The organism is Bacteroides sp. AM37-9 (genome assembly GCF_003603455.1).
In the GTDB taxonomy this organism is placed as follows: domain Bacteria; phylum Bacteroidota; class Bacteroidia; order Bacteroidales; family Bacteroidaceae; genus Bacteroides; species Bacteroides xylanisolvens.
In genome coordinates, this window is the sequence record NZ_QTNF01000001.1 from 133,471 (window position 1) to 147,097 (window position 13,627).

The window sequence follows — 13,627 nt, forward strand, 5'->3', positions numbered from 1 at the left end:
ATTAAAAAGTAACATTAAGACCGAATACATAAGAATGTGCTTTCGGATATGCAGAATAATCCACACCCGGAGTCAAAGGGGTAGAACGTTGTGTGCTCACTTCAGGATCCTGTCCGGAATAAGCTGTCCAGCAAAACAGGTTATTGGCCGTAGCATACACGCGCAGGTTCTTGACTCCTAGCTTACGAGTCACAGTAACCGGAAGCGTATACCCTAACGTCAGGTTACTACAACGCAAAAAAGAACCATCTTCAATCGCCCAGTCCGTCACAAGCGTACGCCCCATCATAGGCATCCAGATAGAGGCTTTGGAATTGATTTCAACAAAGCGTTCCGGATTGGCGTCATTACCATACATTACATTGGCACCCGTTTCCGGATCAATAATCGACCAACGGTTTTCCAAACTCATAAAATCTCTGATATTATTATATTTACGATTCGTATGAGTGGATGCCATAATCTTATTGGCATTATATACTTTATTGCCATATGACCAGTTGAACATTGCCGCCAAGTCAAACCCTCTCCATGCAGCATTCAGCCCGAATCCGCCAATATGCTTTGGCTGTACACTACCGATCACTTTACGGTCATTATCCGCATCGATCACACCGTCATTATTCTGATCCTTCAGTTTGATAAAGCCCGGACCAAAGTTAGGCAGGTCATTAGAGAACAAAGCCCTGTCGTCTACTACCCCTTCATTCAGTATCCATTTTTTCGTATTCTCATCAAACGTAAAGTCGTCTACAGAATAAAAGCCCTCTACTTCGAATCCATAAATCTGTCCTACCGCCTGACCTACAATAGCACGAAAATCATCAGAGCCGATATCCGGTCGCCAGTTGGATTGCGCACTCAATACGGTTGCCGTTCCATCCAGTTTATTCACTATATTTTTATTGAATGATATATTGAAGTTAGCGCCCAGATAGAAATCTTTACTATTGATAATCGTTCCGCTAAGCGTAAGTTCAACTCCCCTGTTCGTACTGCGGCCTACATTCTGATACTGATATTCATATCCCGAATTTGAAGGAAGATCCATGCGTAAGATTAAATCTTTCGTTATATCATTATAGAAGTCAACCGTCACATTCAAACGGCTATTAAAGAGGCTGGCATCTATTCCCACATTAGAGGATAACTTCGTTTCCCAAGTCAGATTCTCGTTCCGCAAGGTGTTCTGCAATTTCAGGGCACTCTGTACTGTTTCATTTAGATAATATTGCCTATTGGCAGAAGATTCCATTTTATAATCCTGTCTCCAGTATGAATTGACACGCGCATTACCAACTGACCCGTAACTCACACGAAGTTTCAGATTATCCAGCCAGTCTTCCGTCTGCTTCATAAATTTTTCCTGGGAAATGCGCCATGCCAATGCCATACCCGGGAAAAATCCCCAACGGTTTTCAGGAGCGAACACATTCGTTCCGTCGGCACGGGCTGTAAAAGTGAACATGTACCGGTCTTTGAAAGCATAGTTTAAACGACCGAAGTAAGATGCCGTACGAGAAGGTTCACCAAGAGTGGTATACGTTGGTTGGGATTCTCCATAGTTCCACATAGCCAACACTTCGCTCGCCGTAAAATCCATAGGATAATATTTGGATGAGGCAATCATCTGATTTCTGTAATTACTCACCATTTCATGTCCGGCCATCAGATCAAGACGGTGATTCTTTTTCAGAGAGAACCGGTAACTCAATATGTTCTGCAAGTTCCATCGTGCACCTTTCTCATCCGTACGTTTGGCTACGGGCTGACCGGCATTGGAGCTCGACTCTCCGGTTTTCTTTAACCAGACATTATCGGTATAATTATAAGTGTATGCGTAACTACCTTTCAGCTGATAAGTCAATCCTTTAACAATTTCCCAGTTAAAGCCGGCATTATAAGTCATAGAAAACTGGTTTTGCTTCTTATACTCATTCACCGTATTATATACAGGATCATTCAATGATGATAACAATGCATCATCCGAGTAATCAATTTCACCCCCCAAAGCATCTCCCGCATCTATACTTGCAAGGCTGTTGATTGGCGAGAAAAGAACGGCATCTCTCAATTTACCTCCATTGGTACCCGCACCGTCAATCACCATTCTAGTCAAACGGCTGGAAAACTCAAACTTCAATTTGTTACTCAACTTTTTATCCATCTTCACACTCAAGTTATCCCTCACATAATTGGAGTTGAGCATAATGTACTTCTCATCATCCCGCGTATAACTCAAATTATAACGCAATGTGGCATCCGTTCCTCCTGTTATACCAACGTTATAGCTTTGTTTGAATCCGGTGTTTCCATATACTTTATCCTGCCAGTTCGTGCCTTCTACCGAACGATAAATATTGCGGTCGTCCCAACGTCCATACATCGAATTAATGCTACTGGTCAGAGAGGTGCCCGGATCAAGTTCTTTCTGATAACAGTAGTATTCGTAAGGTGAAAGTACCCCCGTCAGATTATACACATTACTGACACCCCAGTGAGCATTGAATGAGATTTCTGTTTTTCCCGCCTTACCGCTTTTTGTAGTAACAAGAATAACGCCGTTCGCACCTTTAGCTCCATAGATGGCGGTAGAAGAAGCATCTTTCAAAACATCAATGCTTTGAATATCACCGGGAGGAATATCATTGATATTACTCACCTGAAAACCGTCAACAATATATAACGGTGAATTGTCCTGGGTAATAGAACCACCACCACGTACTGTAATCTGGATTGTTGCATCGGGCGATCCATCAGTAGCCACGACATTCACACCTGCCAGTTTTCCTGTAATAGCCGCAGCCGCAGAAGTTATCGGAATATCCTTCAAAACCTTCTCACTCACTGAAGAAATCGCACCGGTCAAATCTCCGCGGCGTGAGGTTCCGTACCCTACCACTACCACTTCGTCCAAAGTCTGATTGTCTTCTTCCAACACAACTTTCAGATGTTTGCCCGGTTTCACAGTCGCAACAACTGATTTCATTCCTACAAAACTAATTTCCAACTTTGTTGCATCTTCGGGAACAGACAAAGTGAAATTTCCATCCAAGTCGGTAATTGTACCGACGGAGGACTTTTTCAACACCTTCACACTAGCACCAATAATAGCATCGCCGTTGGTATCCACCACTGTTCCTTTCACAGATACCTTCTGTGCATATACTGTTGTCGCCGTTATAAAGCACAAGAGCAAGCAACATATATACGCGAAGCATCTTCGCAAAAATAAATGTCTTTGTACATCCATAGTATTATCTTGATTAATTTGTTTCATTTTTGATGTTACAAAAGTCACACTTTTACAGCTGTTTTCCACTCATTATTTATGCAAAAGCGTGGACTTTTTATATAGAATGCCTTATTTTACTGTAATAATTATCACTTCTCCTTCGCGTGTATCCACATCATACAAATAAGTATCACGTAATGCCACTCCTTTTAAAGGCGCTTTCTCACTAATCATCGGACGTGAGATTTGCTGTACTTTAAATAATGCGTTCGGATTCGCTTCTTCTTCCTTCTTCTGTTTCAACGATGCTCCTTCAGCAGCCAATTTCCAGTAAGAGCGCAGACGCAGATTGCCTCCAATTTCCGAACGTAACACAGCTTTTACCAGCTTACCGTCCTTCCAGGTCAATTCATCAATCAAAAAACCTCCTCGGGCACGCAACCCTTTCACTGTCCCGCTCTTCCATTCCGAAGGCAACGAAGGCAACAGATGAATCGCACCGTCATGACTTTGCACCAACATTTCGGCAATACCAGCCGTGCAACCAAAGTTCCCATCTATTTGGAAAGGTGGATGCGCGTCGAACAAATTAGGATACGTTCCGCCTCCCTGTCCTTTCTGTATTTCAGGACTGACATAAGTCAACTGATTCTTTATCAACTGATAAGCATGATCCCCGTCAAGCATACGAGACCAAAAACAAACTTTCCATCCCATTGACCAACCGGTAGAAGGATCCCCCCGTTGTATCAATGTATTTTTTGCAGCTTCAAAGAGTACCGGAGAGCGATAAGGAGAAATCTGATAACCGGGATATAGCCCCCAAAGATGAGAGATGTGCCGGTGACGATCATTAGGATGATCCCAGTCTTCAAACCATTCCTGCAATTGTCCGTACTGCCCTACCTGCATCGGAGGCAACTGCCGGCGCATATTCTTCAATGTATCACAAAAATCGGTATCTGCGTTCAGCACTTTGGCAGCTTCGCATGTATTTGAAAATAAATCAAAAACCAACTGATTATCCATCGTAATTCCTGCAAAAAGATTACTTTTTTTCTTTATCCAGCGCGGAGAATTTTCGGGTGAATTGGAAGGAGTAACAACCAAATAACCTGTATTCGGGTCGCGTACCAAAAAGTCGACAAAGAACTCCGAAGCGCTTTTCATCATCGGATATGCTTCCTCCAAATATTTCTTATCACCGGAAAACAAATAACGGTCCCATAAATGCTGGCAAAGCCATGCGTTAGCCACAGGCCACGTTCCACAATAAGGACGGTCCACCGCACCCGTCATACGCCACAAATCCGTATTATGATGCAATACCCAGCCACGACAACCATACATCCGGCTCGCAGCTTCACGCCCATTCTCGCTTAATTCACGTACCATCTGGATGAATGGTTTATGAAGTTCGGCCAAGTTGGTGATTTCCGCCGGCCAGTAATTCATTTCAGCATTAATATTCGTTGTATAATTGCAGCTCCAGGGAGGTCCCGGGTTATGATTCCATTTGCCCTGCAAGTTGGCGGGCTGGCATCCGGGCTGTGAAGATGCAATTAATAAGTAACGTCCATACTGGAAATACAACGCTATCAATGCCGGATCATAGGATGAAGAAAACTCCTTGATACGTACATCCATCGGTTTATTAACCTGGGAAGTTTCACCCAAATCCAAAGTCACACGGTTGAATTGCTCCTGATAAGCAGCTATATGGGCAGCTTTCGCCTTATCATACTCCTTCTCCGCATTTTTCAGATAGGTTTTATTCCGCTGATACGGATCACCCGATATATCTTTATAATTGACGAAGTTTGTTGCCATCGAGATGTACAATGTAAGTTCGCTGGCGCCCTGAACACTAAGCAGCGTATCATTAGCCATTGTCACTTCTCCGCCTTTGTTTTTCACATCCAAGTCAGCGCAATAGTGCACCTTTCCCGGAAAATAACGACTGCCATGCGTAATACCTTCCAAACGCAACCCCTTCTTTCCATAGATACTACGCTTCGGATCTCTCATCGGTGTATTAAAAAACAGTTCGCAATTGATTGCTCCCGGTTTAGATGATTTGATATGCCTGATAACCAGCTGATCGGTAAATGATGCAAATGTTTCTTCAGTAAATTCCACTCCGTCTACTTTGTAGCGGGTCACAGTCATTGCATTGCTTATATCCAGGTCACGGTAGTAATTACTTACCTTTTTGTGGTCTTGATAACGGATATTCAGACGACCTACCGTCTGATAAGGCATTTCATTCCCCACTTGTGAAAGAATCTTCGTTGCCGCCATGTTCTGCGCTTCTTCGTATTTTCCTTCAAAAATCAACCGCCGCATTTCCGGCAAAGCCGCTTTCGCTTCTTCATTATAGTTTTGGTAGGGAGAGCCTGCCGACACTGTTTCTTCGTTCAACTGTATTTGTTCCAGTTGGGGATCACCGAACACCATTGCTGCAATCCGTCCATTACCAATCGGAAGCGCTTCTTCCCAATAAGAAGCGGGTTTATCATACCATATTTTATACCTGTTTTGCCCTTCCACACTCCCCAACAGAGAAGAAAAAGCCAATATACAACTGAATACTTTGCTTATCGTTTTCATATTTTAAAGTTTTTAATTGTCATCATTCCTGCGAAGGTTCACTCAAAGACCCGTACTCGCTGACAGCCTTCACCTGATACGTCTTTCCTGTCTCAATATTACAAGACGTTTCTTTGGTTATTTGTACTGTTTCATCATTTGCAATCACCAAATAACAAATCGCATATTTCGAAGCATCCCAACTTAATACTCCGTTTTCTCTTTTCAGATTTTCCGGTGCGGAAACTTGTTCCATATATTTCTTCGGGTCCCAATTATCGCCCTCGCGAACAACGTTTTCGTATGTATACCGCGCCGCCTCACCTGCCGAAAGAACAGCCTGACAAATGCCTGTCACCGGATTCTCTTGTTCATCCTGGTAAGTATATTGCGTTTTACGCTGGCTTAAATCGACTGTATTCCCTTCTTTATCTTTACTGTTATATTCAGCAAACATTTGAGGAATAGCTCCCATATCCGTCCATCCTTCCGGAGCTATTTTTATATTAAAGATGGTATTGAGATATACAGCTATCGGAGAATTATGCCAGGGACGTCCCAACTTGACTCTTTCTGTATCAGCCAATTCATTTCCATCCACTACGCAATTATTCATCACATATCCCCAGCGTGTTCCTACTTTATGAGAAGGAGCAACAATAATTGCGCCATCCCTCATATTATAAAAGGTGCAATGTTCGAGGAAGCAATTCCCGTTTCCATAGAAGTAATCAACGGCTCCTTCAATCCAGCAATTCTGTGCATACAGTCTGCCGTTATCCGACTTAGGCCCGGTCTGCCAGGTGTCTTGGTACGAGAGGAATTTGCAATTATTGAATGAGTTGCGGTCATTCTGGGTATACATTGCCAATGCCATAGGACCTTTCTGTAATTCTTTGCCATATCCGTTTACAAAAGACATATTCTCTGCGTAAAAATCCGTAGCTTTCACTGATACCATAGCGGCTTCCGTTTTTCCTAAGTTCTTATAAGAGTACTTCCACACATCCGGATCAGTCGCACTGGCTTCGGTTGAGCTGTTAATTCGTAACTTGACAATTGTCTTATCCACATCCTGTCCGATGAGATGAATATACGGTTTGTCTTCAGGAATAATAATTTGTTCTTCATACGTTCCGTTCGCCACGAAAATGAGCCAGGGTTCTGTTCTTTTCGAGGGGACATTATCTATTGCTTTCTGTATACTGGTATAGTTTCCTTTTCCGTCAGGACTGACCACCGCATCAAATATACGTGCTTCCGGTTGAGGACGTTCTCTGATTGTAAACTGAATACTGACACCTTCGAATACATTTCCCTGAAAGTCTATGACTGCACCTTTGGGGAGGCTGAACTGACAGGCCTGATTATAGTCCAAAGCAGTATAAGCGTAAGACGCTGTTTTACCTTTGAAAGTCAACTCCACTTCCTCGCCATTAAAATTCGCCTTCCCTTCTCCCGCTTTCACATACTCGTTAAAAGTAAGCAAAATCGTATTGTTTTCTTCGGCCGTTTCACCATTTGCAGGAGTTACAGACACCAAAGAAGGGGCTTCATGGTCGGGAACAAAAAAGTTATTGCTACTTTCCTTGCAACTTGTTGCCAGCAAAGCTGATAACAACAATAGTCCTTGGGACATCTTTGAAAATAAATGTGCTTTCATAAATTATTTGTTATATTCTTAATGATAGATTCTTATTCCATTATTATTTGGTCGTCCTGCCTTGAGCAGTTACTATTTCACGTTACAAAAGTATACGGAACAACATGAATACTTTCTCACTATTTGTTTGTTTGCGTGGACTTTTTTAATATCATTCAAAAGTTGCGGACTTTTTGTGCAATCTGGTGCACTATCTATGCAACCAGTTGTCTATCAAATTCTATCCGCTTACATTTGTATCAGTATCACTATCATCACACTTTATAAAAAATCAGGTAAGATATGAAAAACAACAAGGTAAAATTCATTTTCGTGGCACTACTGTTTGCCACACAAGTAGAAGCGTTCTCCTCCTGTTCCACATCTTCAGTCAATGAAGATAATAAAGAACAGGAGACTCCACCGGATTCTCCCTCCGTATCTCCACCAGTGGAAGAAACAGCATATGCCTTTCCCGGAGCTGAAGGAGGAGGAATGAACACTACAGGAGGAAGAGGTGGAAAGGTATATATTGTCAGATCCCTGGAAGACTCCAAAGCACCGGGTACCCTCCGGTATGCCATCGAACAAAAGGAGCCTCGTATAATTGTCTTCTGTATATCCGGCACCATTTATCTAAAATCGACACTGGACATTCGGAACGGTGATGTCACGATAGCCGGACAGACAGCTCCCGGAGACGGTATCTGCCTGGCTCACTTTCCAGTAAATGTATCGGCCGATAATGTAATTCTACGATACCTGCGTTTCCGTATGGGAGATACGGATTTGCTGGGCTCTTCGGCTTCCGACGGTGCAGATGCTCTGGGAGGACGCCAGAAAAACAATATCATGATTGACCATTGTTCCATCAGTTGGAGCACTGACGAATGTGCTTCATTCTATGATAATACTAACTTTACTATGCAATGGTGTATTATTTCAGAAAGTCTCCGCTTATCGGGACATACCAAAGGCCCTCATGGATATGGCGGTATTTGGGGAGGAGTCAACGCTTCCTATCATCATAATCTGATGGCCCACCATGACAGTCGCACACCACGTTTCGGTTCCGGAGTAAAATATCAAGGTCAGGAACGTACTGATATGCGTAATAATGTTATTTATAACTGGAGCGGTAACGGATGTTATGGCGGCGCAGCAATGGGTATTAACATTGTGGACAACTACTACAAACCCGGACCCGCTACGGATGCCAAAGTGGCCAACCGTGTGATGGCTATCGACATCAGCTCTTCTGATGGAGATTTTGCACCGATCAAAGGGGTATTGGGACAGTATCATATCAGCCGGAATTACTTCGAGGCAGGAAACCAACTGACAGAAGCATCCGCCGCAAAAGTGAACAAAGACAACTGGACTGGTATCCGTAACAACACCGGTCACTCTCTCGATGAACTGAAACGGGATACTCCGGTAGAAGTAGATGCGGTAACTACCCACACGGCACAAAAAGCTTACGAACTGGTGTTGAAATATGCGGGTTGCAGTCTCAAACGAGATGATATAGATACTCGTATCGTTGAAGAGACACGCACAGGAACGGCACAATTCATCGGAAAGAACGAACACAACGGATTAGGAGATGCCCCCTGCCCGAACGGTCCTTGTGAACATTGCGACAAAGGTATCATCCATTGGAAAAGTCAGAATTATCCTAAGGGCGGACTTATCGATAGTCAGAAAGACCTAAAGCCTTCCGGAGCTGGTAGCAACTGGAGCGCATGGCCAACATTAAAATCATTGCCACAAGTTACCGATTCTGACAATGACGGCATGCCTGACGAATGGGAAACCGCCAACGGATTGAACCCAAACAAATATGATGCAAACGGAAGAAATCTAAGTACTGCCTATGATAATATAGAGGTTTATATCAATAGCCTTGTAGAAACAATAACAAATACGCAAAATAAGAAATGAATGATGTGAGGGAAAACAACTCTTATTAACGCAAAAAACTGGTCAATTAATACAAATCCTGATTCAATGAATCATTTGTATACTATATATGAAACAATATTGCACCTCTATGTTGCTTTTCTCTCTTATCTTTGTCGCAGTAAAAACAAAAACACACTATAAAGATCATGATTACAAGTAGAAAGATTTCTCAAGTCAAAGTTTTTGCTGGTAGTCCTTGGGAGGTAGCCAGCGTAAAGAGTTTGTTGAATGCAGCTTATATTCAAGTGTCAACGAAAGACAATGGTTTAAACAGTATTTTGATTTCTGTTCCTTGCGAATACTATACTGCGGCCATGCGTGTAATTAATAACAGAAAAGTTTCATAGGTTTTAGGTTTACATATAAATTGGAGGGTTCTTATTGTCAGCAGGAGTTTTGGCTGGATAATACGGTGACTAGCAACTCATTGCACCCTGACAATAAGCTATGACAATAGGCTGACAATAAAAAGATCGTACTTTTATTGTCAGCCTGTTATTTAATAGATTAAATTCACAGCAGAATTATAGAATTCGTTTCAATCTCCTGCATATCTTTCTGATCCAGCAGTTGCTACAAATAGCATTGTCCGACATAGAATTCTTCTCGAAGGAGCGCAGTCTTTCGTATTGTTCCTCCACCATTTTCCATAAACCGTCCAGTCGCGAACTTTGTCCTCTAATTGCCATTAATTCCTGATCCCGCATATTCAAGAGTGAAGCATACAATCTGCTGGTTTTGTTTTTTTCCATGCAAAGTTGCTCTAACTCATCGATATATTCAGACGTAATTCCCAGCTTAGTCCGTTTTATGAATTGCTGAATACTATCATCATCTATGGAAACTGTATCGTTCTCATAAGACACTGTGATTTTTTTCATTTCCACCCAGAGCCAGATATACTCTTTTTCGAGTCGGTATTTCTCGGCTGCCGCTTCTATGCTAATCCATTGTGACATAGTGTTTGTTTTTAATTTGTTATACAACAAGGAATAAATAGTGCTCTGTTGATGTTGATTCAACAAACATTCGCGCTTTTTGTATTCCGGGCGGACAGGAGATTGGGGTTGGGGATTTATAAGGATCATGAAACCAACCGGGTACAATAAAAGCGTGAATGCTGTTGAATCATTATCTGTCCTTGAGGCCTAGCAAACCCGTCCATAAGATAATGATAACAACAGACATCCACGCTAATCGTTTATATATAACACATCTTCCATCAATATGTTGATATACGACCGTTCACGTGGAATATCTGTTGAACCACCCCTCTACGGACAGAAACTTGCTAGATTTCAAGGACGAGGGATAATGCAATAATATTCCTATTTCAAAATAAATAACGCTTCTTACCTGTTTTCACCACGCTGGTGAACAGAAAGCGTATGACAAAGATATGCTTTTTTTTCGAAACAAAGTGGAAATACGGAAATAAATACAGGAAGTTTTGTATTGAAAGAGAGGAAGTTCAATATTAGCAAAGAGCGTATAAGAAATATAAACTCGCTACGAAGCGAATGTCGCCCCGTTAAATGAGTACTGCACATCCGGTATCTTTCACTAAAGAAGCAGGTATTGTTCGGCTAAAGCAGCAGTATTGTTCAGCTAAAGCTACGGTATCTTTACCTTCCCACGACCGTGGTGACTTCTTTCCACAGCCGTGACGAATTCCTACCACGGCCGTGGGAAGATCTCGTCACGGCCGTGGCGAACTACCAATACCGGTAAGTTAACGTAAGAATAACGGTGTCTTTATGCAACAATACACAGTGGCGAGCATATCTTTACTTACTTGTTAATGTTTCAAGTCCGCCTTCTTGAATAGAGTATAACAAGAAAGCACATTCTTTATCGCGATAAAGCGCAAATAGTTTGTTTTACAAGTACCTTATCCGTACCTTTGAAACCAATAACAAACACTTACTCTCATTAAATATCAAGAGAAGAAAAATGAAGATTACACAAATCAGGGAAAACGGAGATACGGAGGCACTAAGCGTGACAGACATCGACCTGCTGATAGAAAAAATGAAAAAAGAAACCAAGCTCCGCCCGGTAACCGGATTACGTCAGGCCCTGCATTTTGTTCTACCCGACGAGCCTTGTTCCCTCGCCAACAAACTACCACGAGTGATTCCCGCAGCAGCCTTCGGACGAGTGAACGGAGTGAAGCGAATGAAAACCTACAATGGCATTGTAGAACTGACCATCGGTCCGCTAGCCGGAAAGACAGAAGTGGAAATCGTGAAGCAAAAGGCAGCCGAACTTCCCCAAACAATGCTGGCTTTTATGGGAGCAAGTGGTAAAAGCGTCAAGATATGGACTTGCTTCACCCGTCCGGACGGTACTTTACCGCAAACAACGGAAGAAGCCGAAGTGTTTCAGGCACATGCTTACCGGCTTGCCATTAAATGTTATCAGCCTCAACTTCCCTTCAACATTCTATTGAAAGAACCGAAACTGGAACAATTCTCACGTCTTAGTTATGATCCGGACTTGATTTACCGCCCCACTCCTGTACCTTTCTATCTTTCACAACCCATCGGTATGCCCGGCGAGATGACTTATCATGAGAAATCGAGCACTGAAGCATCTCCACTGAATCGAGCACTGCCGGGGTATGACACGGAAGATACAGTAGCATTGCTTTATGAAGCGGCATTGCGGAAGACATTCGAAGAAATGGAAACAGACTGGCATCGGAACGATCATGATTTGCAAACGTTAGTAGTCCCGCTTGCCGAAAATTGTTACTACTCCGGCATCCCGGAAGAGGAGGTAACCCGACGGACCATCATGCGTTATTACAAAAGAAAAAATCCGATGCTGATACGCGAAATGATAAGAAACGTATACAAAGAATGTAAGGGAGTGCCCAAAAGCAACGGTCTGACTAAAGAGCAACGTCTTAGCCTGCAAATGGACGAATTTATGAACCGCCGCTATGAGTTCCGTTATAATACGCAGATCGGGGAAGTGGAATACCGGGAGCGTTTCTCGTTTCAGTTTTATTTTCATTCCATCGACAAACGGGCACAAAACAGTATCATGCTTGATGCCCAATCCGAAGGTATTGGCGTATGGGACAGGGACATAGACCGATACTTACATTCCAACCGTGTGCCGATCTACAATCCGTTGGAAGAATTCCTGTTTCATTTGCCTCATTGGGACGGCAAAGACCGTATTCATGCTTTGGCAAACAGGGTTCCTTGCAAAAATCCGCATTGGGAATTGCTTTTCCACCGTTGGTTCCTGAATATGGTTTCACATTGGAGAGGGATAGATAAAATGCACGCAAACAATACGTCACCCATATTAGTGGGCCGACAGGGAACTCATAAATCAACTTTCTGCCGTGAAATGATTCCGCCTGCGCTTCGCGCTTACTATACAGACAGCATTGATTTCAGCCATAAACGGGATGCAGAACTGTATCTGAATCGGTTTGCGCTCATCAATATCGATGAGTTTGACCAGATAACGCTGCCACAACAAGGATTTCTGAAACATATTCTTCAAAAGCCTGTGGTCAATCTACGGAAACCGCACGGTCGCTCGGTACTTGAATTGCAGCGGTATGCTTCATTTATCGGCACAAGCAATCAGAAGGATTTGCTGACTGATCCTTCGGGAAGCCGCCGTTTCATTTGTATTGAAGTGACGGGAAACATCGACACTACACAGCCGATAGATTATGAACAGCTTTATGCACAAGCCATGCACGAGATTCATCATGGCGAACGCTACTGGTTTGACAGTGAGGATGAGCAGATTATGACGGAAAACAACCGTGAGTTTGAGCAGACACCGGCTATGTTGCAATTGTTTTACCAGTATTTCAAGACTGCACAAACGAAAGAGGAAGGGGAATTTCTTACTCCGGTTGAAATATTGAATTATCTGAAGAAGAAAAGCGGTATGTCATTGTCTGATAACAAAGTATACCACTTCGGGAGATTGCTGCAAAAATGCGGTATTCCTTCGAAGCATACTTATAAAGGTACTGTTTATCAGGTAATAAAGCTATCATAAGAGATAAAAGCAAGGCTGACAATAAAAGTCTGGATATTTTATTGTCAGCCTATTATCAATGGTTATTGTCAGGTGATAGAACGTTGATATTCATTCACTTGAATGTATTCCTGACAGTATGACAATAAAACAGGTACAAATCATTATGAGATTCAAAT

Annotated in this window: 7 protein-coding genes; 3 read left to right on the top strand and 4 right to left on the bottom strand. The window is 42.6% G+C overall.

What is annotated here, in order from left to right:
- Window position 1: 1 nt before the first annotated feature.
- From DW862_RS00435 to DW862_RS00445, 3 genes are all read right to left on the bottom strand, one after another.
- Window positions 2–3,253: a TonB-dependent receptor gene (locus DW862_RS00435; protein WP_004305006.1), complete on the bottom strand. Its 3,252-nt coding sequence runs from the start codon at window positions 3,251–3,253 to the stop codon at window positions 2–4.
- Between the two features lie 111 nt (window positions 3,254–3,364).
- Window positions 3,365–5,845: a glycoside hydrolase N-terminal domain-containing protein gene (locus DW862_RS00440; protein WP_049701772.1), complete on the bottom strand. Its 2,481-nt coding sequence runs from the start codon at window positions 5,843–5,845 to the stop codon at window positions 3,365–3,367.
- A 22-nt stretch (window positions 5,846–5,867) separates the two neighbouring features.
- Window positions 5,868–7,487 carry a pectinesterase family protein gene (locus tag DW862_RS00445; protein ID WP_120067087.1) on the bottom strand — a complete coding sequence of 540 codons (1,620 nt, stop codon included), beginning with the start codon at window positions 7,485–7,487 and terminating at the stop codon, window positions 5,868–5,870.
- A 282-nt stretch (window positions 7,488–7,769) separates the two neighbouring features.
- Here DW862_RS00445 and DW862_RS00450 point away from each other — a divergent pair, with 282 nt between their 5' ends.
- Window positions 7,770–9,410 (top strand): pectate lyase, encoded by a 1,641-nt coding sequence (locus DW862_RS00450; protein ID WP_049701770.1) that lies wholly within the window; start codon window positions 7,770–7,772, stop codon window positions 9,408–9,410.
- Between the two features lie 167 nt (window positions 9,411–9,577).
- Window positions 9,578–9,778 carry a DUF2007-related protein gene (locus DW862_RS00455; protein ID WP_004299812.1) on the top strand — a complete coding sequence of 67 codons (201 nt, stop codon included), beginning with the start codon at window positions 9,578–9,580 and terminating at the stop codon, window positions 9,776–9,778.
- 177 nt (window positions 9,779–9,955) lie between these two features.
- On the opposite strand, the gene DW862_RS00460 is transcribed toward DW862_RS00455, so the two are convergent.
- Window positions 9,956–10,390 (bottom strand): hypothetical protein, encoded by a 435-nt coding sequence (locus DW862_RS00460; RefSeq protein WP_004305010.1) that lies wholly within the window; start codon window positions 10,388–10,390, stop codon window positions 9,956–9,958.
- Between the two features lie 994 nt (window positions 10,391–11,384).
- Here DW862_RS00460 and DW862_RS00465 point away from each other — a divergent pair.
- On the top strand, window positions 11,385–13,469 hold the full coding sequence (locus tag DW862_RS00465; RefSeq protein ID WP_087322822.1) for a BT4734/BF3469 family protein: 2,085 nt from the start codon (window positions 11,385–11,387) through the stop codon (window positions 13,467–13,469).
- The last annotated feature ends 158 nt before the right edge of the window (window positions 13,470–13,627 follow it).